We start from the raw sequence: 25,525 nt of genomic DNA, 5'->3' as shown, positions 1-25,525 counted from the left end.
ACTCAAACACCCTGCAGGATCAGGCAGACCCCATCTACCGGGTTTGCTGCCGGTTCCCGGCAGATCGTCGGCAGGCCGGCCTCCCACGCCTTCGGCAGCATCAAGAGCGGTGCGGTGATCCTTTCCCCCCGCGCGGCCTTTGATTTTGCTTTACTAGCCAACATCTTCCATTTGCCGCGCCGCACATGCGGTGCTAAAACTTCACCCGTCTGACGTCGTTTCATATAAAGGATTTGTCCATGTCAGTAACTTCCGATCGTTCACCAGACGAACAGCAGCTGACCATCAAGATCAAGGGACGCTTCGACTTCTCGACGCATCAGGATTTTCGTGGTGCGTACGAAAAAGAGACCAAGGCCAAGCGCTACGTGGTCGATTTGAAAGAGACCAACTACCTCGACAGCTCGGCGCTGGGCATGCTCTTGCTGCTGCGCGATCACGCCGGGGGCGAGCGGGCCGATGTGCGATTGGTCAACTGCAGCACCGACGTCGTCAAAATCCTCGCCATCTCCAACTTCGCCAAACTCTTCAAAATCGGCTGATGAGGGGAGCTGCGCCGCCTGAGCGCCTGAAGATCCTCATCGCCGACGACAACGCCAGCGACCGCATGCTGCTTTCGGCGATCATCAGTCGCCAGGGGCATGAGGTGCTGAGCGCGTGCGATGGCGCCGAGGCTGTGGCGTTGTTCGAGCGCAGTCGCCCGCAGCTGATCCTGATGGACGCCATGATGCCGGTGATGGACGGCTTCGAAGCTGCACGCCGGATCAAGGAGTTGGCGGGGGAGGCGTTGGTGCCGATCATCTTCCTGACCTCGTTGACCGAGGGCGAGGGGCTGGCCCGCTGCCTGGACGCCGGCGGCGACGACTTCGTCGCCAAGCCTTACAACCAGGTGGTGCTGGCGGCCAAGATCAATGCGATGAATCGCCTGCGGCTGTTGCAGGAAACCGTCCTGCAACAGCGCGACCTGATTGCCCGTCACCACAAATACCTGCTCAATGAACAGCGTGTGGCCAAAGCCGTATTCGATCAGGTCGCGCACTCAGGTTGCCTGAGCGCCCCCAACATCCGCTACCTGCAATCACCTTACGCGCTGTTCAATGGCGACCTGCTGCTCGCCGCGTGGGCCCCGTCCGGCAACATGCATGTCCTGCTCGGCGACTTTACCGGCCATGGCCTGCCGGCTGCGGTCGGTGCGATGCCGCTGGCCGAGGTGTTTTACGGCATGACCGCCAAAGGCTATGGGTTGCCCGAGACGCTGCGAGAGATGAACGCCAAGCTCAAGCGCATCTTGCCGGTGGACATGTTCTGCTGCGCGGCGCTGATCTGCGTGAACTTCAAGCAGCAACTGGTGGAAATCTGGAACGGCGGTCTGCCGGATGGCTACTTGCTGCACAGCGACGACAGACCCCATACACCGCTGGTGTCGGCCCATCTGCCGCTGGGTGTGCTGAGTGCCGGCAGCTTTGACGACAACACTCAGGTGTATCCTTTCGGCGCCGGTGACCGGGTTTTTCTGCTGTCCGACGGCGTAGTGGACAGCACCGACGAGAGCGGCGAAATGTTCGGCTCACGGCGCTTGCAGAACGTCTTCGTTGCCAACCGCAACCCGGTACTGTTGATCGAGGAGGTGCAATGGGCGCTGGCGCGTTTTCGCGGACAGGCGCGCGATGACGTGAGCATGGTCGAGATCGGCTTTACCGAACCCGAATCGCTCGGCCCGCCCTCGGTGATCTATACCGACAGCGGCGACTCCAGCCCGTTGGACTGGGCCGCCAGCTTTGAATTTCGCGCCTCGACCCTCAGGCGTTTCAATCCCTTGCCCTATCTGCTGCAACTGCTGCAGGAGGTTCACGGGCTGCGACTACAGAGCAGCGAGCTGTATATCGTGCTGTCCGAGTTGTACAGCAACGCGCTGGAACATGGCGTGCTGGGGCTGGATTCTGCCCTCAAGCGCGATGCCGACGGTTTTGCGCTTTACTACCAGCAACGTGGCGAGCGGCTGGACAGTCTGGAAGACGGATTCATCCGCTTTAATTTTCAGATAATCCCCCAGGGGCAGGGTGGGCGTCTGATCGTAGATGTGCAGGACAGCGGCGGCGGGTTCAATGCCGAGCAGGTGCTGGCGTTGCCGCCTGCGGTGGATCAGTTGTCCGGTCGGGGTCTGAGCCTGGTCAGGCAGTTGAGCCATCAGTGCCAATGGTCCTCCGATGGTCGGACGGCCCGTGTGGAGTTCGCGTGGGAGGGTCTGGCATAATCCCGCGATTCTTGGTCAAGGAGCGAACAAGTGGTGGATAATCACGTGGATTTGAGCGTTCTCGAAACGCTGCGCGATGTCATGGAAGGGGAATTCCCGGCGCTGCTGAAAGTGTTCATCGAGGACTCTGAGCAGCGGGTCAGGGATTTGAACGGCGTCACCCGGGCTTGCGGCTTCTCATTCAACGCGCCGAAGCAACGGCAGCTAGTGGGCGAAATGGCCCATAGCTTCAAAGGCAGCAGCAGCAACATGGGCGCCACTCGGCTTGCCGAATTATGCCGTCAGCTCGAAGAGTCGGCCCGCGCGGCGGTTGCGCCCGATGATCAGCAGGTGAGCCAGATGGTTGTTGCGATCGAGACCGAATTTCGCGTTGTCCGCGATATGTTCGATGTCGAACTGCAGTCCTCCCTCATCCGGCATTAAGCCGATAAAAAATACGTCACCCCATAACTGGCCCGCCATTTGCTAGTTCTCCGTGCAATCGTGCTTTTGCGGAGATCACCATGGCCCTTGCCAACAATCCTTTACTTGCGGCTCTGACGGCTGCCAAAGCCCAGAAAGCCAGTGCCAGCACCTCGGCAAAGGCGCCTGACCCCGTCAAGGCCAACACTTCCAGCTTTTCCAGCGTGTTCGCCAAGCAGTCCACGCCGAAGTCTTCCAGCGTCGACGACAGCCCGGCCAAGCCTGCCAGCGCCAAGAGTCCGGCAGTGGACAAGAAGGACAGCGCCAGCCATCCGTCTGCCGCATCCGACAAGACCGTTGCCGATAGCGGCAACGGGTTGCCTGCCAAAACGGTCAATGGCAAGTCTGACGGCAGCGGAGACGACAAGGACGATAAGGACGCCGATAGCACTGACACCGGCGATGTTACTGCTGACCCGACCCTGGCGGACACTGCGGTCACTGACCCGGCGGTGGACCCGACGCTGGCCGTGATGCCAGCGGTTCAGGATCCTGCGCCCCCGGTCGTGGAATCGCAGGCTGTAGTTGACCCTGCCGCGTTGCTGGCCGCTAACGCTCAGGTCATCCCGCCGCCGGTGGTCCAGGCGCCAACGGATGCCACCGACGAGAAATTCGACCCTTCCGCCGATCCGCTGGAGGGGCTGACGGCCGTGCAGGTCGCGCTGGAGGCCAAGGCCCAGCAAAACGCCCAGGCCACCGGCCACGGCGTCGATGCGGGCAAAACCTCTGGCAAGCAGGATCCCGATGCCGACCTGACGCAACAGTTGGCCGGTAATCTGGCAGCGCTGGGGGATCAGCCCGTGGACGAGAGCACGACCGAGGGCGGGGGTGACAAGGCATTCAGTGGTCTGCTCGCCGACGGATTGAAAGACGTCAAGGGCGCCAGCAGCGATACCCGTGTGGACAACTTTGCCGAGCGTCTGGCGGCTCTGTCTCAGGCGGCTCAGGCGAAAACCAGCGCCGCCACTCCCGCGCCGTTGCTCAATCAGCCGTTGGCGATGAATCAGAGCGGCTGGACCGAGGGCGTGGTCAACCGCGTCATGTACCTGTCGAGTCAGAATCTCAAGCAGGCCGACATCCATCTGGAACCGGCTGAGCTGGGACGTCTGGACATCCGCGTCAATATGGCGGCAGACCAACAGACCCAAGTCACCTTCATGAGCGCCCATGTCGGCGTGCGTGAAGCGCTGGAAAGCCAGATGTCCCGTCTGCGTGACTCCTTCGTCCAGCAGGGCATGGGGCAGGTGGATGTCAACGTATCCGACCAGTCGCGCAACATGCAGCAGCAGGCCCAGCAGCAGTCGGGCGGCGATGCCCAGCGTGGCAACGGCACGGGCCGCTCGAGCGGCGGCAGCGACCTGATCGCCGACGGCGCACCGGTCGATGCGGCAACCGCAGCAGCGAGCGCGCCGTTGACGGTGGTGGGTTCCAGCGCGGTCGATTATTACGCCTGAGGCGCAACACCTCGTGGCCTGTAGCAGTCCGGCTTGCCGGCGATAGCGTCAATATGATCGCCACCGCCTGCACGCCGTGCTGCTACAGGGGTTTCATCGCATTAAATCCCTATCCCCCGTCGTTATCGATATTGCCCATTGCAACTCTGGCACAACCCTTGCTCTCACTCTGTCACGCAACACAGAACCCCTTGGATAGTGACGGATTATTGGCATGGCGAAGAGCGACGACGCAGTTAAAGACCCCGCAAAAAAAGGCAAGCTGAAGGTCATCATCATGATTGTGGTGGGCTTGTTGCTGGCGATCGGTCTGTCGGTCGGCGCGACCTGGTTCATCATGCACAAGGCCGAGAGCAAGCCTGACCCGGCGGCGGCCGCAGAAGCTGCGAACGTCAAGAAGGAAGCGATTTTCGAACCTCTCACGCCTCCCTTTGTCGTTAACTACAACGTCAACGGTCGCCAGCGTTACATGCAGGTCAGCATTACCCTGCTGGCACGCGATCACGCCGATATGGAAGCGCTGAAGGTTCACATGCCGGTCATTCGCAACAACCTTGTGATGATGTTCTCCGGTCAGCCGTTCGACACCATCGCCACGCCGATCGGCATGGAGATGCTGCGCCAGAAAGCCGCTGCGGTGGTGCAGGAAGTCGGCCAGAAGGAGCTGAACAAAAGCGTCATCGAACAGGTACTTTTCACTAACTACGTATTGCAGTAGGACCACGACATGGCCGTGCAAGACCTGCTGTCCCAGGATGAAATCGACGCGTTGCTGCATGGCGTCGACGATGGTCTGGTACAGACCGAAAGCGTTATCGAACCCGGCAGTGTCAAAAGTTATGACCTGACCAGTCAGGACCGCATCGTCCGTGGACGCATGCCGACCCTGGAAATGATCAACGAGCGTTTCGCCCGTTACACCCGCATCAGCATGTTCAACCTGCTGCGACGCTCTGCCGACGTGGCGGTAGGCGGCGTGCAGGTCATGAAGTTCGGCGAATACGTGCACTCGCTGTACGTGCCGACCAGTCTGAACCTGGTCAAGATCAAACCGCTGCGAGGCACGGCGCTGTTCATTCTCGATGCCAAGCTGGTGTTCAAGCTGGTGGACAACTTCTTCGGCGGCGATGGCCGTCACGCCAAGATCGAAGGCCGTGAATTCACGCCGACCGAACTGCGCGTGGTGCGTATCGTGCTGGATCAGGCGTTCATCGACCTGAAGGAAGCCTGGCAGGCGATCATGGAAGTCAACTTCGAGTACATCAACTCGGAAGTGAACCCGGCCATGGCCAACATCGTCGGCCCGAGCGAAGCCATCGTGGTGTCCACCTTTCACATCGAACTGGACGGCGGTGGTGGCGATCTGCACGTGACCATGCCGTACTCGATGATCGAGCCGGTGCGCGAGATGCTCGACGCCGGTTTCCAGTCGGACCTGGACGATCAGGACGAACGCTGGGTCAACGCGTTGAAACAGGACGTACTCGACGTGTCGGTGCCGATGAGCGCCACCGTCGCCCGTCGTCAGTTGAAGCTGCGCGATGTGCTGCACATGCAGCCCGGCGATGTGATTCCGGTGGAGCTGCCGGAGCATCTGGTGATGCGCGCCAACGGTGTGCCGACGTTCAAGGTCAAGCTGGGTTCGCACAAGGGCAACCTGGCCCTGCAAGTGGTCGAGCCGGTGGAACGCCGCTGACGGCTGTCGACAGATGATAAAGAACGCCGTCAGTTTTAGAACGTAGTGTTTAAACGATTTGCTGAGTCAACGAATATTGCTCCCCGAGGACAACCATGGCTGATGAAAACGATATGAACTCCACAGACGACCAGGCACTGGCCGACGAGTGGGCTGCGGCCCTGGGTGAAGCGGGCGAGGGTGGTCAGGACGATATCGACGCGCTGCTGGCCGCCGACGCCGGCCATTCCTCCACCAATCGCCTGGCGATGGAAGAATTCGGCAGCATGCCGAAGAATAACGCGCCCGTGACCCTGGATGGTCCGAACCTGGACGTGATTCTCGACATCCCGGTGTCGATTTCCATGGAAGTTGGCAGCACCGACATCAACATCCGCAACCTGCTGCAACTGAACCAGGGTTCGGTGATCGAGCTTGATCGCCTGGCCGGCGAGCCATTGGACGTACTGGTCAACGGCACACTGATCGCCCACGGTGAAGTGGTGGTGGTGAACGAGAAGTTCGGCATTCGCCTGACGGACGTGATCAGCCCGAGCGAACGTATCAAGAAGCTGCGCTAAGTGAACGGCTTTTCAGTGAACAGGCTGAAGGAGCTTTGGGCGTTGCCAGTGCTGGCGCTGTCCTGGGCCGTGATGGCGGCCGATCCGGCGATCCCTGCTGCATCGGTGGCACCTGCTGCGACCACCGCTGCTCCGGCCACCGCACCGGTGACGGTGCCTGCGGTGTCGAGCAGCTTGAGTGCCGGCATCGGCGGGCAGTTGCTCCAACTGGTGCTGGGGCTGTTGCTGGTGGTGGGCCTGATATTCGTACTGGCCTGGTTGATGCGTCGCGTGCAGCGCGCCGGGCCTGCGGGCAATCAGGTGATCGAACTGGTCGGTTCTCGGGCGTTGGGCCCGCGCGATCGGCTGGTGCTGGTTCAGGTCGGCAACGAACAGATTCTGCTGGGCGTCTCGCCGGGCAGCATCACGGCGTTGCATGTGATGAACGAGCCGGTTGAGGTGCCTGAAACCCAGAGCGCCACGCCCGAGTTCGCCAAACGCCTGATGGAAGTGCTGGGCAACAAGGGCATCGCAGCGCCGCGAGCCGACAAAGCGCGTGCGGATAAAGACGGTCCGGGGAATCCGGGTCAGAAGGATAAGAACTGATGCGCATTGTTTTGACGCTGCTGTTGCTGCTGGCAGCGCCGCTGGCGTTCGCCGCCGACCCGTTGTCGATCCCGGCGATCACGCTGGGCACGGGCGCCAATGGTCAACAGGAGTATTCGGTCAGTCTGCAGATCCTGCTGATCATGACCGCGCTGAGCTTCATTCCGGCGTTCGTGATGCTGATGACCAGTTTCACGCGGATCATCATCGTGTTCTCGATCCTGCGTCAGGCCCTGGGCCTGCAGCAGACGCCGTCGAACCAGATCCTCACCGGCATGGCGCTGTTCCTGACGCTGTTCATCATGGCGCCGGTCTTCGACCGCGTGAACAACGACGCCCTGCAACCGTATCTTGCGGAAAAGCTCAGTGCGCAGGACGCGGTGGCCAAGGCTGAAGTGCCGATCAAGGACTTCATGCTGGCGCAGACACGTTCCAGCGATCTGGAGCTGTTCATGCGCCTGTCCAAACGTACCGACATCCCGACCCCGGATGCCGCGCCGCTGACCATCCTCGTCCCGGCATTCGTGACCTCGGAGCTGAAAACCGCGTTCCAGATCGGCTTCATGATTTTCATCCCGTTTCTGATCATCGACCTGGTGGTCGCCAGCGTGCTGATGGCCATGGGTATGATGATGCTGTCGCCCCTGATCATTTCCCTGCCGTTCAAGATCATGCTGTTCGTGCTGGTGGATGGCTGGGCGTTGATCATCGGCACGCTGGCCGGCAGTTTCGGTGGCGTATGAACCTGTTTGACGAGGAGTGCGCAGCATGACCCCGGAAGTCGCTGTAGACCTGTTTCGCGAGGCCTTGTGGTTGACCACGACCATGGTAGCGATCCTGGTGGTGCCGAGTCTGATCGTGGGCCTCATCGTGTCGATGTTCCAGGCCGCGACGCAGATCAACGAACAGACCCTGAGCTTCCTGCCGCGCCTGCTGGTCATGCTTGTGACCCTGATCGTGGTCGGCCCATGGCTGGTGCGCACCTTCATGGAATACATCATTTCGCTGTACACCAGCATTCCTCAAGTCATCGGCTGATTCTCGAATGGAACCTGTGCTGGCGCTGACTGACACGCAGATCAGCACGTGGGTGGCGTCGTTCATGCTGCCGCTGTTTCGTATCGCCGCGGTGCTGATGACCATGCCGATCTTCGGCACGACGCTGGTGCCCAATCGGGTACGCCTCTACCTTTCTCTGGCGATTACGGTGGTGGTCGCGCCCAGCCTGCCGCCGATGCCGGAAGTTCACGCCCTGGACCTCAGCGCGCTGTTGTTGATTGCCGAGCAGATCATCATCGGCGCGGCGCTGGGCTTGTCCCTGCAGTTGTTTTTCCAGGCCTTCGTGATCGCCGGGCAGATTATCGCGGTGCAGATGGGCATGGGCTTCGCGTCCATGGTCGACCCGGTCAACGGCGTGTCGGTGGCGGTGATCGGCCAGTTCTTCACCATGCTGGTGACGCTCTTGTTTCTGGCCATGAACGGCCATCTGGTGGTCTTCGAGGTGTTGATCGAAAGCTTCACCANGGGAGCTGGTGCTGGGCGTGGGCTGGGTGCTCGGTGCGGCGCTGGTGCTGGTGTTGCCGGCGATTGCGGCGTTGCTGGTGGTCAACATCGCCATGGGCGTGATGACCCGGGCGGCACCGCAGTTGAACATCTTTTCCATCGGCTTCCCGTTGACCCTGGTGCTGGGCATGGGGATTCTGTGGGTCTCGTTGGGCGATATTCTCAATCAGTATCAACCGCTGGCGGTCGACGCCTTGCAGTTGCTCAAAGACATGGTCAAGGCGCGCTGACATGGCTGAAAGCGAGAGCGGTCAGGACAAGACAGAAGACCCCACGGACAAACGAAAACGTGAGGCCAGGGAGAAGGGCGAGATCGCCCGCTCCAAGGAGCTCAATACCGTCATCATCATGATCGTCGGCGCCGCCGGTTTGCTGGCGTTCGGCGGCTCCATGGCGGAAATGATGATGCAGTTGATGCGCGACAACTTCACCATCTCCCGCGAAGCACTGATGGATGAGCGCAGCATGAGCCTGATGCTGATGGCATCGGGCAAGGCGGCGCTGCTGTCGGTGCAGCCCATTCTCGTGGCCTTGACCATCGCGGCGCTGGTCGGTCCGATCTCGCTGGGCGGCTGGCTGTTTGCTGCTGGATCACTGGCACCCAAGTTCAGCCGGATGAATCCCGCAGCGGGCATCAAGCGGATGTTTTCGGTCAAGGCGGTGGTGGAGCTGCTCAAGTCGCTGGCCAAGTTTCTCATCGTGCTGGCGGTAGCGCTGGTGGTGCTCTCCAAAGACAAGGGCGATCTGGTCTCCATCGCCCATGAACCGCTGGAAATGGCAGTGATTCATAGCCTGCAACTGGTGGGCTGGAGCACGTTGTGGATGGCCTTCGGCCTGGTGATCATTGCGGCGGTAGACGTACCGGTGCAGTTGTGGGAAGCGCACAAGAAGCTGCTGATGACCAAGCAGGAAGTGCGCGACGAGCATAAGGACAGCGAGGGACGGCCGGAGGTCAAACAGCGCATTCGTCAGTTGCAGCGTGAGATGTCGCAACGACGGATGATGGCGGCGATTCCTGACGCTGATGTGGTCATTACCAACCCGACTCACTATGCCGTGGCGCTCAAGTACGACCAGGACAAGGGCGGCGCGCCTGTGTTGCTGGCCAAGGGCAGTGATTTCATGGCGCTGAAGATCCGCGAGATCGCGGCGCAGCATCAGATCCTGCTCTTGGAGTCGCCGGCACTGGCGCGTTCGATCTACTACAGCACCGAGCTTGAGCAGGAGATTCCGGCGGGGTTGTACCTGGCGGTGGCGCAGGTGCTGGCGTATGTGTATCAGATCCGCCAGTTCCGTCAGGGGCGTGGCAAGCGGCCTGATCCATTGCGCGATGATCTGCCGATCCCGCCTGATTTGAGGCGGGATTCGTAGGGCCTTTCACCGCCTCTGTTGATCGTCCCCACGCTCCGCGTGGTAACGCAGCGCATGACGCTCCGCGTCATTCTGGACGCAGAGCGGCCGGGAGGCATTCCCACGCGGAGCGTGGGAACGATCAATCCGTGCACTCCCCAATAAACTGCCAACCCCTCCACAAATTCCATACTGGCACTCTGATAGTTTTTTACCTGATCCAAAAGTTGGACAGGTTTTTGCAATACCTGTGCTACAGCGCCTTTGGCGTCAAAAGTTTGATTTAACGCGCAGGTACGAAATCGGTGGATCGCTCTCAGTTAATCTCTAACGCTCGCATTGGACTGGTCGGTCTGGGCCGTGGCCAATTGGGCGTTCCGTTGCTGTTGCTGGTCATGCTGGCAATGATGATGTTGCCGATGCCACCCTTCCTGCTGGACGTGTTCTTCACGTTCAACATCGCCCTGTCCATCGTCGTTCTGCTGGTCTGCGTGTACGCACTGCGCCCGCTGGACTTCTCGGTGTTTCCGACCATCCTCCTGATCGCCACCTTGCTGCGGCTTGCGCTCAACGTTGCGTCCACCCGCGTGGTCATGCTTCACGGTCAGGACGGCCACGCCGCCGCCGGTAAGGTGATTCAGGCCTTCGGTGAAGTGGTGATCGGCGGTAACTACGTGGTCGGTATCGTGGTGTTCGCGATCCTCATGATCATCAACTTCGTGGTGGTGACCAAGGGTGCCGGTCGTATCTCCGAGGTGAGCGCGCGTTTCACCCTGGATGCGATGCCCGGCAAACAGATGGCCATCGACGCCGACCTCAACGCCGGTCTGATCGATCAGCCCGAAGCCAAGCGCCGTCGTCTGGAAGTCGCCCAGGAAGCCGAGTTCTACGGCTCCATGGACGGTGCCAGCAAGTTCGTGCGCGGTGACGCCATCGCCGGCCTGTTGATCCTGTTCATCAACCTCATCGGCGGCATGCTGGTGGGTATCATCCAGCACAACATGACCTTCGCCGACGCCGGCAAGGTGTACGCCCTGTTGACCATCGGTGACGGTTTGGTGGCGCAATTGCCATCGCTGTTGCTGTCCACCGCCGCCGCGATCATGGTGACCCGTGCCTCGGGCTCCGAAGAAATGGGCAAGCTGGTCGGTCGCCAGATGTTCACCTCGCACAAGGCACTGGCTGTCTCGGCGGGCATCATGATCGTCATGGGTCTGGTGCCGGGCATGCCTCACTTCTCGTTCATCAGCCTGGGGCTGGTGGCGGCGGGTGGCGCCTACCTGCTGTGGAAGAAACAGAACATGGTCAAGCTGGCCGCGATTCAAGAGGTCAAGCGTCAACAGGAGTTGCTGCCGGCGCCGAGCCGCGCCCAGGAATCCAAGGAGCTGGGCTGGGATGACGTGACCCCCATCGACATGATCGGCCTGGAAGTGGGTTACCGCCTGATTCCGCTGGTGGATCGCAACCAGGGTGGTCAGTTGCTGGCGCGGATCAAGGGCGTGCGCAAGAAGCTCTCGCAAGAGCTGGGCTTCCTCATGCCGACCGTTCACATCCGCGACAACCTCGATCTGGCGCCGAGTGCCTACNAGATCTACCCGGATCGCGAACTGGCGATCAACCCAGGTCAGGTATTTGGCAGCCTTAACGGCATCAATGCCAAAGACCCGGCGTTCGGCCTGGAAGCGGTCTGGATCGAAATCAGCCAGCGCGCTCAGGCGCAGTCGCTGGGCTACACCGTGGTCGATGCCAGCACCGTAGTGGCAACGCACCTGAACCAGATCCTCTACAAACACTCTCATGAGTTGATTGGTCATGAGGAAGTCCAGCAATTGATGACCTTGTTGGCCAAAAGCTCGCCAAAGCTTGCCGAAGAACTGGTGCCCGGCGTGCTGTCGCTGTCGGCGCTGCTCAAGGTGTTGCAGGCGCTGCTGGCCGAGCAGGTCCCGGTACGCGATATCCGCAGCATTGCCGAGGCCATCGCCAACAACGCTGCACGGAGTCAAGATACCGCCGCGTTGGTGGCGGCAGTACGGGTCGGATTGTCCCGCGCAATCGTGCAAAGCATTGTCGGCATTGAGCCTGAGCTGCCTGTTATCACCCTCGAGCCAAGGTTGGAACAGATATTGCTCAATAGTCTGCAGAAGGCTGGACAGGGTCAGGAAGAAGGCGTTCTGCTCGAACCGAGCATGGCTGAGAAACTTCAGCGCTCGTTGATCGAAGCGGCGCAGCGTCAGGAGATGCAGGGACAGCCGGTTATTTTGTTGGTCGCAGGTCCGGTTCGCGCCATGTTGTCCCGCTTCGGGCGTCTGGCAGTACCGAATATGCATGTTTTGGCTTACCAGGAAATTCCTGACAATAAGCAAGTCACCATCGTAGCGACTGTCGGGCCGAACGGCTGAGGTAGTGAGTCATGCAAGTTAAGCGTTTTTTCGCCGCCGATATGCGACAAGCCATGAAACTGGTTCGTGATGAGCTGGGCGCTGAAGCCGCCATCATCGGCAACCGGCGGATCGCCGGCGGCGTGGAACTGACCGCAGCGCTGGACTACAAATTGTCCGCGCTGGCCCCGCGTGTGCCGAACATCGAGCTCGAAGACGAGCTGCGCAAGACACAGTCGCGCATCGTCACCGCTCAGGCCGAGCTGACTCATCGCAGCGAGCAGGACACTGTCGCCAACCGCCAGTTGTTTACCGGCATCGCGATGGATGACAGCAAGCAGATCGAGCCGACGCTGGACGAACCGTTCCGCCCGTCGATCCATGCGGCCATCGCGGCAGACCGAGCCGAGCGCGCCGAACGTGCCGCTGCCGAGCCTGCCGTGAGCCAGCGCGCTTACGACTCGATGCGTTCCGAATTGAACGGCCTGCGTGAACTGCTGGAAGTCCAGCTCGGTTCGCTGGCCTGGAATCAACTGCAAGGCACTCGCCCGCAACAGGCCAACCTGTGGCGCCGTCTGCAACGCATCGGCCTGTCCGGCCCGCTGTCCCGCGATCTGCTGGCGATGGTTCCGGACGCCGACGATCAGGCGCACACTTGGCGGATGTTGCTGGCGCACCTGGCGCGCATGATCGTGACGCCTGACGTAGAGCCTCTGGAAGAGGGCGGTGTGATCGCCATGGTCGGTCCTGCCGGTATGGGCAAGACCACCACTCTGGCGAAACTCGCGGCGCGATATGTGTTGAAATACGGCGCGCAAAATATCGCGCTGGTCAGCATGGACAGCTTCCGTATCGGAGCGCAGGAACAGCTCAAGACGCTGGGACGTATTCTCAATGTGCCGGTGACCCACGTCGATCCGGGACAGTCTCTGGCGCAAGCCCTGGAACCGCTGTTGCGCAAGCGTGTCGTGTTGATCGACACCGCAGGCCTGCAAGCCAGCGATCCGGCATTGCGTCTGCAACTGGAGAGCCTGGCGGGTCGCGGCATCAAGGCCCGCAATTATCTGGTACTGGCAACGACCAGCCAGAAGCAGGTGCTGACAGCGGCGTATCACAGTTACAAGCGTTGCGGCCTGGCCGGGTGCATCCTGACCAAGCTGGACGAAACCGCAAGCCTTGGCGAAGTGCTGAGCCTTGCGGTGACACACGAGTTACCGGTGGCCTATCTGACTGATGGCCCACGGATACCGGATGATCTGCATCTGCCACGTCGGCACCAGTTGGTCAGCAGGGCTGTCAGCGTGCAGATGCAGGAGGAGCCTAGCGAGGAAGCGATGGCGGATATGTTTGCGGATCTTTATCACAGCCCCGGCAAGCGCGCGGGCTAGGTTAAGGAAAATGACATTGGAAAATACCTGCATCGATGGTCTGCCAGGCATTGTTCACTCAGTGAACGTGCAGCCCGAAATGTGGCTTAGGTCTAAGCAAGACAAGGTAAAAAATTAACATGGGCAGCATGCATCCCGTTCAGGTTATCGCGGTGACCGGTGGCAAAGGTGGCGTAGGCAAGACCAACGTGTCGGTGAATCTCTCACTGGCCCTGGCCGAGCTGGGACGTCGCGTCATGTTGCTGGACGCCGATCTGGGTCTGGCCAACGTCGACGTATTGTTGGGGTTGACCCCGAAACGCACCCTTGCCGACGTCATCGAAGGGCGTTGCGAACTGCGTGATGTGCTCTTGCAGGGCCCGGGCGGTGTGCGCATCGTGCCTGCGGCTTCCGGCACTCAGAGCATGGTGCACCTGACGCCTGCGCAACACGCCGGCTTGATTCAGGCATTTAGTGACATCGGCGACAACCTGGACGTGCTGGTGATCGACACCGCTGCCGGGATCGGCGAATCGGTGGTCAGTTTCGTTCGCGCCGCTCAGGAGGTCCTGCTGGTGGTGTGCGACGAGCCGACCTCGATCACTGACGCTTACGCGCTGATCAAGCTGCTCAACCGCGACTACGGCATGAACCGCTTCCGCGTGCTGGCCAACATGGCCCAGAGCCCGCAGGAAGGGCGCAACCTGTTCGCCAAGTTGACCAAGGTCACTGACCGTTTTCTCGATGTCGCGCTGCAATACGTCGGCGCGGTGCCGTACGACGAGTGTGTGCGCAAGGCTGTGCAGAAGCAGCGCGCGGTGTACGAGGCGTTTCCCCGTTCCAAATGTGCGCTGGCGTTCAAGGCCATCGCGCAGAAGGTCGATACCTGGCCACTCCCGGCGAACCCGCGTGGTCACCTTGAATTTTTCGTTGAACGTCTGGTTCATCAGACCAGCGCAGGGCCAGTGTCATGACAGCAAGCGGGTATCGCATGTACAGCAAATCATCCAAAGATTCTCAGTATGAGCTGATCGAGCGCTATGCCCCTCTGGTCAAGCGCATCGCTTACCACCTGCTCGCGCGTCTGCCGGCCAGTGTGCAGGTCGAGGATCTGATTCAGGCCGGGATGATCGGCCTGCTCGAAGTCTCGACCAAGTACGACTCCACCAAGGGCGCCAGTTTCGAGACCTACGCGGGTATTCGTATTCGCGGCGCGATGCTCGATGAAGTGCGCAAGGGGGACTGGGCGCCACGTTCGGTTCACCGCAACACGCGCATGGTCAGCGACGCGATTCGTGCAATTGAAGCAAAAACCGGCCGTGACGCTAAAGATCACGAAGTTGCTGCCGAACTTCAATTGAGTCTCGACGATTACTACGGGATCTTGAACGACACCCTGGGCAGTCGCCTGTTCAGCTTCGACGACCTGTTACAGGACGGCGAGCATGAAGGACTGCACGAGGACGGCGCGAGCCAGTCGCTCGAACCGTCCCGAGATCTGGAAGACGAGCGCTTCCAAAGCGCATTGGCCGATGCCATTGCCAACCTGCCCGAGCGTGAACGCCTGGTGCTGGCGCTGTACTACGACGAAGAGCTGAACCTCAAGGAAATCGGTGAGGTCCTGGGAGTCAGCGAATCGCGTGTCAGCCAACTGCATAGCCAGTGCGCGGCACGGTTGCGGGGTCGGTTGGGAGAGTGGCGCGCGCGTTGACTCATCACACGCGGACCGTGGTGTCTGCGTGTTGCTTGTAAGACCGGCTGTGCAAGATTCAGGTGGAAGTGGAAGACAAGGCAGGAGCCGGTCGGATCAGGTCTTTGAAAGTCCGGTTCCGCTGCGCTCGTCAGTTGTCGCCTGTTTTGAATTTCCCCCTTTTTCGTTTTCGCAGAGCCGATCATTAGGTTGTGTCGGTATTGATTGAACGCGCGTCCAGGTGCTGGGCGCGTTAAAGACTGCTTGGAGGTCGAATTGGACAAGAACATGAAAATCCTCATCGTTGATGACTTCTCAACGATGCGGCGGATCATAAAAAACCTGTTGCGTGACCTTGGGTTCACCAACACGGCCGAAGCAGATGACGGTACCACCGCGTTGCCGATGCTGCAGAGCGGGGCCTTTGACTTCCTGGTCACTGACTGGAACATGCCTGGCATGTCCGGCATCGACCTGCTGCGTCAGGTGCGCGCCGACGAGCGTCTGCGTCATCTGCCGGTATTGATGGTGACTGCCGAGGCCAAGCGCGAGCAGATCATCGAAGCCGCTCAGGCCGGCGTGAATGGCTACGTGGTGAAGCCATTCACCGCGCAAGTGCTCAAAGAAAAGATCGAGAAGATATTCGAGCGCGTCAATAGCTGAGGTTCGCTGCGAGGGCGCTATGGATCCTAAAGATTCGACAATGGGTGACTTCGAGTCGACCCTGAAGAAACACGCACAAGAGCTCGTCACCAGCCTCGAAAAAGGCAGGTTCGGCGATGCCGTGCAACTTATCCATGAGCTTAATCAGACCCGGGATCGCGGCCTGTATCAGGAAGTCGGCAAACTGACGCGTGAGCTGCACAGCGCAATCGTCAATTTTCAGATTGACCCGCACATGCCGCAAGCCGAAGAAGTGTCCCAGATCACTGATGCCACCGAGCGTCTGTCGTACGTTGTCAGGCTCACGGAAGGTGCGGCCAACCGCACCATGGACCTGGTGGAGCAGAGCACGCCGTTGATGAATGGCCTGAGTGCCGATGCGAAGGCGTTGAGTGCCGATTGGGGCCGCTTCATGCGTCGCGAGATCGGGGCTGAAGAGTTTCGTGACCTGGCCCGCCGCGTCGATGGTTTTCTGACGCGCAGCGAGAAGGAGACCCACGAGGTCGCCAGCCACTTGAACGACATTCTGCTGGCTCAGGATTACCAGGACCTGACCGGTCAGGTGATCAAGCGCGTGACTCAGTTGGTGACCGAGGTCGAGAGCAACCTGCTCAAACTGGTGCTGATGGCGAGTCAGGTCGATCGCTTTGCCGGGATCGAACACGATCAGGAAGTGTTCCGTAAGCAAAAAGAACAGGAAAAACTTCATTCCAAGGGTGAAGGTCCGCAGATTCATGCCGATAAACGTGAAGACGTCGTATCCGGTCAGGATGATGTAGACGATCTGCTATCCAGCCTCGGTTTCTAACTTCTAGATTCCAGGTTCTATGTGAAAGTGGCGCTAGGTCTGGCGCGCGAATGCTTCGACGAAGGCAATGCGCGCAGACCCTCGATGCGGCCCCTGGATCGGTTTGACGGTTAATTTTAGGAGCACCCCCAATGAGCTTCGGCGCCGATGAAGAAATCCTTCAGGATTTTCTGGTAGAGGCCGGCGAGATTCTGGAGCAACTGTCCGAGCAGTTGGTCGAGCTGGAAAGCCGACCGGATGATGCGGACCTGCTCAATGCAATTTTTCGCGGTTTTCACACTGTAAAAGGGGGCGCCGGCTTCCTCCAGCTCAACGAGCTGGTTGAATGCTGTCACATCGCCGAAAACGTGTTCGACATCCTGCGCAAGGGTGAGCGCCGCGTCGACTCGGAACTCATGGACGTTGTGCTCGAGGCTCTGGACACCGTCAACAGCATGTTCGGTCAGGTCCGTGAGCGTTCGGACGTCACCCCGGCCACGCCTGAGCTGCTCGACGCGCTGTCACGTCTGGCCGAGCCTGCGTCGGCTGACGAAGTGGCGGCGGCGCCGGCTCCCGTCGTGGAAGCCGTTGTCGAAGCACCGTCCGAAGACATCACCGATCAAGAGTTCGAACAGCTGCTCGACTCGCTGAATGCGGTCAAGGCCGAGGCGGCGGGTGCTGCCGTTTCCGCGCCGGCTGCTGCGGCCTCGACACCTGCGCCGGCCAACGAAGCGGCCAGCGACGAAATCACTGACGCCGAATTTGAATCGCTGCTCGATCAACTGCATGGCAAAGGCCAGTTCGCGGTCGATGCAGTGGTCCCGGCTGCCGCCGCTGAGCCTGCCGCACAACCGGCCAGCGACGAGATCACCGACGACGAGTTCGAAGCGTTGCTCGACCAGTTGCACGGCAAGGGCGGTTTTTCGCCCGATGCTGGCGCGGCTGCTCCGGTGGCCCCTGCTCCGGCCGCGGCTGAAACGAAAGCCGCCGCTTCGGATGAAATCACCGACAACGAATTCGAAGACCTGCTCGACCAGTTGCACGGCAAGGGCAAGTTCGAGCCCGCCGTAGCGGCCAACGCCGCGACCGCAACCGCGCCGGCCAAAAAAGCCGAGCCGGCCAAAGTCGAAGCGCCGAAAGCCGAGCCAGCCAAAGCGGCTGCACCGGCCGCTGCCCCTGCGAAAGCCGCACCCGCCGCTGCACCGGCCCGCGCCCCGGCTCCGGTCGCCGAAAAAACCGAAGCGGAAACCACCGTGCGCGTCGACACCGCACGCCTGGACGAAATCATGAACATGGTCGGCGAGCTGGTGCTGGTGCGTAACCGCCTGGTGCGCCTGGGCGCCAACAGCGCCGACGAGGCCATGTCCAAGGCCGTGTCCAATCTGGACGTGGTGACAGCCGACCTGCAGACCGCGGTGATGAAAACCCGCATGCAGCCGATCAAGAAAGTCTTCGGTCGCTTCCCGCGACTGGTTCGCGATCTGGCGCGTCAGCTCAAGAAAGAAATCAACCTTGAACTGGTGGGTGAGGAAACCGACCTGGACAAGAATCTGGTCGAGGCGCTGGCCGACCCGTTGGTGCACTTGGTGCGCAACGCGGTGGACCACGGCATCGAGTCGCCGGAAGAGCGCGAAGCATCGGGCAAGGCCCGTGGCGGTCGCGTGGTGCTCTCGGCGGAACAGGAAGGCGACCACATCCTGCTGTCGATTTCCGATGACGGCAAAGGCATGGACCCGGCAGTGCTGCGCGCAATCGCGGTCAAGCGTGGGGTCATGGACAAGGATGCGGCGGATCGCTTGAGCGACACCGATTGCTACAACCTGATCTTCGCGCCGGGCTTCTCGACCAAGACCGAGATTTCCGACGTGTCAGGCCGTGGCGTGGGCATGGACGTGGTGAAAACCAAGATCTCCCAGCTCAACGGCTCGATCAACATCTACTCGACCAAGGGCCAGGGTTCGAAGATCGTCATCAAGGTGCCGTTGACCCTGGCGATCATGCCGACACTGATGGTGATGTTGGGCAACCAGGCGTTCGCCTTCCCGCTGGTCAACGTCAACGAGATCTTCCACCTGGACCTGTCGACCACCAACGTCGTCGACGGTCAGGAAGTGGTCATCGTGCGCGACAAAGCCTTGCCGCTGTTTTACCTCAAGCGCTGGCTCGTCAGCTCGGCCGCGCATGAAGAACAACGCGAGGGTCACGTGGTGATCCTCTCGGTCGGCACTCAGCGCATCGGCTTCGTCGTCGATCAGCTGGTGGGGCAGGAAGAAGTGGTCATCAAACCGCTGGGCAAGATGTTGCAAGGCACGCCAGGCATGTCCGGCGCCACCATCACCGGTGACGGCCGCATCGCGCTGATTCTCGACGTACCGAGCATGCTCAAGCGTTACGCCGCACGGCGTATTTGATTCAGCGAGTGCGCTCGCTGCCACGGCGCCACGCTATCTGTAGCAGCACGGCTTGCTGGCGGTAGCGATCTTGCTGACGTCACCGCCGGCAAGCCGTGCTGCTACAGAGCGTGACCGTGTTTTGGCACTCGTTGTGTCAAGTTGATGAAATGGGCGGCGGGCATGGCCCGTTTTGCCTAATGGAGTGTTTATGGCAGTCAAGGTTCTGGTGGTAGACGATTCCGGTTTTTTCCGCCGGCGCGTCTCGGAAATTCTTTCCTCTGACACAACGATTCAAGTGGTCGGTACCGCCTCCAATGGCAAGGAAGCGATCGAGCAGGCGCTGGCGCTCAAGCCCGACGTGATCACCATGGACTACGAAATGCCGATGATGGATGGCATTACCGCAGTCCGTCACATCATGCAGCGCTGTCCGACGCCGGTTCTGATGTTCTCTTCACTGACCCATGAAGGCGCCCGGGTGACCCTCGACGCGCTGGATGCAGGGGCGGTGGATTTCCTGCCGAAGAACTTCGAAGACATCTCGCGCAACCCCGACAAGGTCAAGCAGATGCTGTGCGAGAAGGTGCACAGCATTTCCCGTAGCAACCGCCGTTTCGGCGGTTTTGGCAGCACGCCAGCACCGGCGCCTGCTCCAACTCCCGCGTCTGCTTCTGCGACCAGTTCGCTGCGCAGCGCTGCGCCAGCCACTGCGTCGGCGCGTCCGGCGCCTGCGCCTGTTCGGCCGAGTCCCGCCGCGCATGCGCCTGCTCATCACGCACCGACGTCGCCCGCGCCCAAGCGCAAGGCCTACAAGCTGGTCGCTATCGGCACCTCCACAGGTGGCCCGGTCGCGTTGCAGCGCGTGCTGACCCAGTTGCCTGCCAACTTTCCGGCGCCCATCGTGTTGATTCAGCACATGCCGGCGGCCTTCACCAAGGCCTTCGCCGAACGTCTGGACAAGCTGTGCCGCATCAGCGTCAAGGAAGCCGAAGACGGCGACATCTTGCGTCCGGGTCTGGCGCTGCTGGCCCCTGGCGGCAAGCAGATGATGGTCGACGGTCGTGGCGCGGTGAAAATCCTGCCGGGCGATGAGCGCCTGAACTACAAGCCCTGCGTCGATATCACCTTCGGTTCGGCGGCCAAGTCCTATGGCGACAAAGTGCTGGCCGTGGTGCTTACCGGCATGGGCGCCGACGGTCGCGAAGGCGCGCGCCTGCTCAAGCAGGGCGGCAGTCAGATCTGGGCGCAGGACGAAGCCAGTTGCGTGATCTACGGCATGCCCATGGCCATCGTCAAAGCCGATCTGGCTGACGCCGTTTACAGCCTGGACGATATCGGGCGTCATCTGGTCGAGGCGTGTCTGTAATGGATGTTCTGACGCTTATAGGGATCATTCTCGCGTTCGTCGCCATTATCGGCGGCAACTTTCTCGAAGGCGGCCATCTGGGCGCGTTGCTCAATGGCCCGGCGGCGCTCATCGTGCTCGGCGGCACACTGGCGGCCTGTCTGTTGCAGACGCCGATGAGCGCGTTCAAGCGTGCGATCCAGATCTTCATCTGGATACTGTTTCCGCCGCGCATCGACCTGGCGGGCGGCATCGACCGCGTGGTTTCCTGGAGCCTGACGGCGCGCAAGGAAGGCCTGCTGGGCCTGGAATCGGTTGCCGACAGCGAGCCCGATGCGTACTCGCGCAAAGGCCTGCAACTGCTGGTGGACGGCGCCGAGCCGGAAGCCATTCGCAGCATCCTGGAAGTGGACTTCATGACCCAGGAAAGCCGCGACATTCAGGCCGCCAAAGTCTTCGAAAGCATGGGCGGCTACGCGCCGACCGTAGGCATCATCGGTGCGGTCATGGGCCTGATCCATGTCATGGGCAACCTCGCTGACCCGAACCAGTTAGGCAGCGGTATCGCGGTGGCTTTTGTCGCCACCATCTACGGCGTGGCTTCGGCCAACCTGATCCTGTTGCCGGTGGCGAACAAGCTCAAGGCGGTCGCCATTCGCCAGTCGCGCTACCGCGAAATGCTCCTCGAAGGCCTGCTGTCGATTGCCGAGGGCGAGAACCCGCGCTCGATCGAACTGAAGCTGCAAGGTTTCATGGAGTGATGGACTGATGGCCCGTCGACGTCGCCACGAAGAGCACGAAAATCACGAACGCTGGCTGGTGTCCTACGCGGATTTCATCACCTTGCTGTTCGCGTTTTTTGTGGTCATGTATTCCATTTCGTCGCTCAACGAAGGCAAGTACAAGGTGCTTTCCGAAGCGCTGGTCGGGGTCTTCAACGAAGCCGAGCGCAGCGTCAAGCCGATTCCCATCGGTGAGCAGAAACCGCAGACCGTGCGTCCCGCCGATCCGCTGGTTCAGGACAGCGACCAGACCGACGCCGCCTTGGGGCAGGGCGCCGAGGATCCGCTCAAATCGATTGCCGACGACGTCAACGCCGCGTTCGGCGATCTGATCGCTTCGAAGCAGATGACGGTGCGCGGCAACGAGCTGTGGATCGAGATCGAACTCAATTCCAATCTGTTGTTTGGAAGTGGCGACGCGATGCCGAGCAACCTGGCGTTCGACCTGATCGACAAGGTGGCAAAAATCGTCAAGCCCTTCGACAACCCGATCCACGTCGAAGGCTTCACCGATGACCAGCCGATCAACACGGCACAGTTCCCGAGCAACTGGGAACTGTCCTCGGCACGCTCTTCGAGCATCGTGCGAATGCTGGCCATGGACGGAATCAATCCGGCACGCCTGGCGTCCGTGGGCTACGGCGAGTTCCAGCCGCTGACCTCCAACGCCACCGCCGATGGCCGCGCCCGCAACCGCCGCGTGGTGCTGGTGATTTCCCGAAATCTGGACGTGCGTCGCAGTCTGACCGGCTCAGGCACCGCGGCCAACGCAAAACCCGATGCGGCACTGCGCCGTGCTGGCACACAAACTGCACCTGTCCCAGCTAAGCCGCCGCAAGGCGTCAAATCTTCGTCATCTGCCCCTTGATACAGGTCTCGGTCATGGTTGATGTGGCTGGGGGGAAAACGAGCACATGAGAGTCTGGGCAGTAGCCAATCAGAAAGGCGGGGTCGGCAAGACCACCACCTCAATCGCTTTAGCCGGATTACTGGCCGAGGCGGGCAAGCGCGTGGTCGTGGTCGACCTGGATCCACACGGGTCGATGACCAGTTACTTTGGGCACAACCCCGATGCGCTGGAACACAGCTGCTTCGACCTGTTCCTGCACAAAGGCGCCGTGCCTGACGGATTGCCCGGCCAATTGCTGCTCCCCACCAGCGACAAACGCATCTCCCTGCTGCCTTCGAGCACCGCACTGGCGACCCTCGAGCGTCAGACGCCAGGCCAGAGTGGTTTGGGGCTGGTGATTGCCAAGAGCCTGGCACAGCTGTGGCAGGACTTCGACTACGCGATCATCGACAGCCCGCCGTTGCTGGGCGTGTTGATGGTCAACGCGCTGGCGGCGAGTCAGCAACTGGCGATTCCGGTGCAGACCGAGTTCCTGGCGGTCAAGGGCCTGGAACGCATGGTCAACACGTTGGCGATGATCAACCGCTCGCGCAAGGTGCCGTTGCCGTACACCATCGTGCCGACCCTGTTCGACCGCCGCACTCAGGCCTCGATGAGCACCTTGAAACTGCTGCGCGACAGCTTCCCGGAACATGTCTGGAATGCCTTCATTCCGGTCGATACCCGCTTGCGTGATGCCAGCCGGGCGGGGGTTACGCCCTCGCAGTTCGACAACAAGAGCCGCGGGGTGCTGGCGTACCGTGCGCTGCTCAAGCACATGCTCACTGAGCAACTTGTGGGACAGGTGGCCTGAGGTGTCCATTGATCGTTTATTCATGAGCCATGCGCCTGCGCGCTCAAGTCGGCCCGCTGTGCAGCCGATATCTGGATCAGGCGGTAATCGCATCACTTATTTTCGGGCCCCTGTATGAACCGCCCTCTGGACATCGCATCACGACCACAACTGGCGCTGCAGAACTACCTCGACGCGTTGTTGCAAGACGCCACCGAAGAGCTGGAAGTCGAGCGCGTCGACGAATTTCAAGCCGCCGTGCTCGAAGAGCAGGCCCATGATGCACGCATGCGCTCGGCGGTCGCCGAAGCGGTTGCCGCTGCGGTTCCGCTAAGTCGGCCTGCGCCGGTTTCGCTTGCGTTCACGCCTGAGGTCAAGCCTGAGCCTGTCCTGCGACCTGCGCAGGTTCGGGACGCCGCGCCTGTGGTTCGGCCGGTTGCCGAGCCTGTGGTGGCCAAGGTGTTCGAAGCGCCGGTCATCCTGCCACCGGTCATCGCACCGCCGGTCACTGCACCTGTCGTCGAACCCGTTGCGCCAGTACCGGCCGCTGAGCTCGTCGAGCCGGTCGCCGACGTCCACATGCCCGCGCAACGCACGCCGACGCCGCCGCCGACCTCGAGCGAGCGTCCGGAATGGGCCGAAGAACCGTTCGAATGCCTGCTGTTCGACGTGGCCGGGCTGACGCTCGCGGTGCCGCTGGTGTGCCTGGGTTCGATCTATCCACTGGCGGGGCATGACCTGACGCCGCTGTTCGGTCAGCCGGACTGGTTTCTCGGGATTCTGCCCAGCCAGGCAGGGAACCTGAAGGTGCTGGACACCGCGCGCTGGATCATGCCGGACCGCTATCGCGACGATTTTCGCCAGGGCTTGCAGTACGTGATTTCGGTTCAGGGTTATGAGTGGGGGCTGGCGGTGCATCAGGTCAGCCGCTCGCTGCGCCTGGACCCCAACGAAATCAAATGGCGTACCCATCGCGGTCAACGTCCGTGGCTGGCCGGGACCGTGATCGAACACATGTGCGCGCTGCTGGACGTTTCCGAACTGGCCGAGCTGATCGCCAGCGGCGCCGTCAAACAGATGCACGGGCTTAGATAGACATCAGTAACCAAACATCAGCACATAAACACAAGCCGACGCCGAAGCGTCGGTCGCACAGCACAACACGCAAGGGGTTAGGGGTATGAAGAAGTCGTCAGCACAGGGTTCCGAAGATCCGATTCTGCAGTGGGTCACCTTCCGCCTGGACAACGCACCGTACGGCATCAACGTGATGCAGGTTCAGGAAGTGCTGCGTTACACCGAGATCGCACCGGTTCCGGGTGCGCCAAGTTACGTGCTGGGCATCATCAACCTGCGCGGCAACGTGGTCACCGTGATCGACACTCGCCAGCGCTTTGGTCTGCCACCGGTTGAAGTCAGCGACAACACGCGTATCGTGATCATCGAGGCCGATAAGCAAGTGGTCGGAATCCTGGTCGACAGCGTGGCTGAAGTGGTTTACCTGCGTCAGTCTGAAGTCGAAACCGCGCCGAACGTCGGCAACGACGAATCCGCGAAATTCATCCAGGGCGTCTGCAACAAGAACGGCGAGCTGCTGATCCTCGTGGAACTGGACAAAATGATGTCCGAGGAAGAGTGGTCCGAGCTGGAGAACATCTGATTGATTTTCGAGGTTGCGGTCATTTTTCTGGCGGTACTGTGGGTGGCGAGCGTCGCGATGTTCATGGCCCACACCAAACGCCAACGCACACTGGCCATGCAGCAGGTCGAAGCCGACTCGCTGCGTGACCAGCGCATTCGCGATCTGGCCCGGCGCCTGGAAAATTACCAGGGCGGTACGGTGAAGATGGGAGAGGACCTGCACGAATTGCGTTCCATCGTCGCACCACTGCCAGACAAGATCACCGCGCTGGAGCAGCGCGACCCTTCCACACTGTCCTTCGCCCAGGCCGCGCGCCTGGTCGGTATGGGCGCCAGCATCGACGAGCTGACTCAGTCCTGTGGGTTGACCCAGGCTGAGGCGCAGTTGATGACCAAGTTGCACGGCAACAGCAACTGATCGTCCGGTTGGCCTCCACTTCCGTAGCAGTCCGGCTCGACCATGCTTCTGGCCGAAGGCCGTGGGAGGCCAGCTTGCTGACGATCTGCCGCGCAGCGGTAGCAAACCCTGCCAATGCGGTTGACCTGACCCACCGCGCCAAAGGGCCTCAGGACCGCTTCGCGGCCCATCGCTGCCGTCGTAACCTCCGAGAGCTCCCACGCCCTGCGGGCAGAAGCGAGTTAGCGGCGTGATGCCTGTCTTCGACTCTGGCCGAAGGCCGTAGCAGCCCGGCTTGCCGGTCGCGGCCCTGGCATTCCAGCTTGCCCATGCTTCTGGCCGAAGACCGTGGCATTCCGGCTCGCCCATGCTTCTGGCCGAAGACCGTGGCATTCCGGCCCCCTATGCTTCTGGCCGGAGGCCGTGGGAGGCCAGCTTGCTGACGATCTGCCGCGCAGCGGTAGCAAACCCTGCCA

At 61.0% G+C, this 25,525-nt stretch carries 25 protein-coding genes and 4 pseudogenes; all 29 read left to right on the top strand.

Annotation, left to right across the window (positions count from 1 at the left end; translation table 11 throughout):
• Positions 1-213: hypothetical protein (locus D3M70_RS32310; RefSeq protein WP_218568415.1), on the top strand; the 213-nt coding region annotated here is incomplete at its 5' end.
• A 26-nt stretch (positions 214-239) separates the two neighbouring features.
• A complete protein-coding gene (locus D3M70_RS12585) occupies positions 240-542 on the top strand; it encodes an STAS domain-containing protein (protein WP_120126085.1) in 303 nt (100 codons plus the stop codon).
• Entirely contained in the window at positions 542-2,254 is a 1,713-nt protein-coding gene (locus tag D3M70_RS12580; protein ID WP_120126084.1) for a fused response regulator/phosphatase, read from the top strand. Before D3M70_RS12585 ends, D3M70_RS12580 begins: the two co-directional genes overlap by 1 nt.
• A 30-nt stretch (positions 2,255-2,284) precedes the next feature.
• Positions 2,285-2,677 (top strand): Hpt domain-containing protein, encoded by a 393-nt coding sequence (locus D3M70_RS12575; protein ID WP_120126083.1) that lies wholly within the window; start codon positions 2,285-2,287, stop codon positions 2,675-2,677.
• 80 nt (positions 2,678-2,757) lie between these two features.
• Positions 2,758-4,170: a flagellar hook-length control protein FliK gene (locus D3M70_RS12570; protein WP_120126082.1), complete on the top strand. Its 1,413-nt coding sequence runs from the start codon at positions 2,758-2,760 to the stop codon at positions 4,168-4,170.
• Between the two features lie 214 nt (positions 4,171-4,384).
• The gene (gene fliL, locus D3M70_RS12565; RefSeq protein WP_120126081.1) at positions 4,385-4,888 is read left to right on the top strand and encodes a flagellar basal body-associated protein FliL; all 504 of its coding nucleotides are present in this window, start codon (positions 4,385-4,387) and stop codon (positions 4,886-4,888) included.
• 9 nt (positions 4,889-4,897) lie between these two features.
• The gene (gene fliM, locus D3M70_RS12560; RefSeq protein WP_120126080.1) at positions 4,898-5,866 is read left to right on the top strand and encodes a flagellar motor switch protein FliM; all 969 of its coding nucleotides are present in this window, start codon (positions 4,898-4,900) and stop codon (positions 5,864-5,866) included.
• A 95-nt stretch (positions 5,867-5,961) separates the two neighbouring features.
• On the top strand, positions 5,962-6,426 hold the full coding sequence (fliN, locus tag D3M70_RS12555) for a flagellar motor switch protein FliN (RefSeq protein ID WP_120126079.1): 465 nt from the start codon (positions 5,962-5,964) through the stop codon (positions 6,424-6,426).
• A gap of 72 nt (positions 6,427-6,498) precedes the next feature.
• Positions 6,499-6,924, top strand: a pseudogene (gene fliO / locus D3M70_RS12550) (flagellar biosynthetic protein FliO); the annotation flags it as partial.
• Positions 6,925-7,010: 86 nt separating this feature from the next.
• Entirely contained in the window at positions 7,011-7,754 is a 744-nt protein-coding gene (gene fliP, locus D3M70_RS12545; protein WP_120126078.1) for a flagellar type III secretion system pore protein FliP, read from the top strand.
• 25 nt (positions 7,755-7,779) lie between these two features.
• Entirely contained in the window at positions 7,780-8,049 is a 270-nt protein-coding gene (fliQ, locus tag D3M70_RS12540; RefSeq protein ID WP_062385992.1) for a flagellar biosynthesis protein FliQ, read from the top strand.
• A 7-nt stretch (positions 8,050-8,056) separates the two neighbouring features.
• A pseudogene (locus D3M70_RS33120) lies at positions 8,057-8,534 on the top strand (flagellar biosynthetic protein FliR); the annotation flags it as partial.
• Between the two features lies 1 nt (position 8,535).
• Positions 8,536-8,804 (top strand): annotated as a pseudogene (locus tag D3M70_RS33115) (flagellar biosynthetic protein FliR); the annotation flags it as partial.
• A 1-nt stretch (position 8,805) separates the two neighbouring features.
• Positions 8,806-9,945: a flagellar biosynthesis protein FlhB gene (flhB, locus tag D3M70_RS12530; protein WP_120126077.1), complete on the top strand. Its 1,140-nt coding sequence runs from the start codon at positions 8,806-8,808 to the stop codon at positions 9,943-9,945.
• A 284-nt stretch (positions 9,946-10,229) separates the two neighbouring features.
• Positions 10,230-11,510: pseudogene (locus D3M70_RS33110) on the top strand (flagellar biosynthesis protein FlhA); the annotation flags it as partial.
• A 1-nt stretch (position 11,511) separates the two neighbouring features.
• On the top strand, positions 11,512-12,323 hold an 812-nt coding region (locus D3M70_RS33105; protein ID WP_256659828.1), incomplete at its 5' end, for an FHIPEP family type III secretion protein.
• Between the two features lie 11 nt (positions 12,324-12,334).
• The gene (gene flhF / locus D3M70_RS12520; RefSeq protein ID WP_120126075.1) at positions 12,335-13,690 is read left to right on the top strand and encodes a flagellar biosynthesis protein FlhF; all 1,356 of its coding nucleotides are present in this window, start codon (positions 12,335-12,337) and stop codon (positions 13,688-13,690) included.
• A 119-nt stretch (positions 13,691-13,809) separates the two neighbouring features.
• Positions 13,810-14,643, top strand: a complete 834-nt coding sequence (gene fleN / locus D3M70_RS12515) for a flagellar synthesis regulator FleN (RefSeq protein WP_062385964.1) — start codon at positions 13,810-13,812, stop codon at positions 14,641-14,643.
• Entirely contained in the window at positions 14,640-15,380 is a 741-nt protein-coding gene (gene fliA / locus D3M70_RS12510; protein WP_081568863.1) for an RNA polymerase sigma factor FliA, read from the top strand. Before fleN ends, fliA begins: the two co-directional genes overlap by 4 nt.
• A gap of 267 nt (positions 15,381-15,647) precedes the next feature.
• Entirely contained in the window at positions 15,648-16,022 is a 375-nt protein-coding gene (locus D3M70_RS12505) for a chemotaxis response regulator CheY (RefSeq protein WP_175500148.1), read from the top strand.
• A 19-nt stretch (positions 16,023-16,041) separates the two neighbouring features.
• Complete coding sequence (locus D3M70_RS12500; protein WP_120126074.1) at positions 16,042-16,830, top strand: protein phosphatase CheZ; 789 nt, start codon at positions 16,042-16,044, stop codon at positions 16,828-16,830.
• 131 nt (positions 16,831-16,961) lie between these two features.
• Positions 16,962-19,220 carry a chemotaxis protein CheA gene (locus tag D3M70_RS12495; protein WP_120126073.1) on the top strand — a complete coding sequence of 753 codons (2,259 nt, stop codon included), beginning with the start codon at positions 16,962-16,964 and terminating at the stop codon, positions 19,218-19,220.
• A 190-nt stretch (positions 19,221-19,410) separates the two neighbouring features.
• Positions 19,411-20,568, top strand: coding sequence for a chemotaxis response regulator protein-glutamate methylesterase (locus D3M70_RS12490; RefSeq protein WP_120126072.1), 1,158 nt, complete (start codon positions 19,411-19,413; stop codon positions 20,566-20,568).
• A complete protein-coding gene (locus D3M70_RS12485) occupies positions 20,568-21,308 on the top strand; it encodes a flagellar motor protein (RefSeq protein ID WP_120126071.1) in 741 nt (246 codons plus the stop codon). The genes D3M70_RS12490 and D3M70_RS12485 overlap by 1 nt, the downstream gene beginning before the upstream one ends.
• A gap of 7 nt (positions 21,309-21,315) precedes the next feature.
• On the top strand, positions 21,316-22,197 hold the full coding sequence (motD, locus tag D3M70_RS12480; protein WP_120126070.1) for a flagellar motor protein MotD: 882 nt from the start codon (positions 21,316-21,318) through the stop codon (positions 22,195-22,197).
• A gap of 46 nt (positions 22,198-22,243) precedes the next feature.
• Complete coding sequence (locus tag D3M70_RS12475) at positions 22,244-23,032, top strand: ParA family protein (protein ID WP_120126069.1); 789 nt, start codon at positions 22,244-22,246, stop codon at positions 23,030-23,032.
• Positions 23,033-23,146: 114 nt separating this feature from the next.
• A complete protein-coding gene (locus tag D3M70_RS12470; protein ID WP_120126068.1) occupies positions 23,147-24,106 on the top strand; it encodes a CheW domain-containing protein in 960 nt (319 codons plus the stop codon).
• An 85-nt stretch (positions 24,107-24,191) separates the two neighbouring features.
• The gene (locus D3M70_RS12465) at positions 24,192-24,671 is read left to right on the top strand and encodes a chemotaxis protein CheW (protein WP_120126067.1); all 480 of its coding nucleotides are present in this window, start codon (positions 24,192-24,194) and stop codon (positions 24,669-24,671) included.
• Entirely contained in the window at positions 24,672-25,070 is a 399-nt protein-coding gene (locus D3M70_RS12460; RefSeq protein WP_120126066.1) for a DUF2802 domain-containing protein, read from the top strand.
• Positions 25,071-25,525 lie beyond the last annotated feature (455 nt).

This window comes from Pseudomonas sp. LS-2 (genome assembly GCF_003605735.1).
Lineage (GTDB): Bacteria > Pseudomonadota > Gammaproteobacteria > Pseudomonadales > Pseudomonadaceae > Aquipseudomonas.
This window is presented reverse-complemented; position numbering and strand designations above follow the sequence as displayed.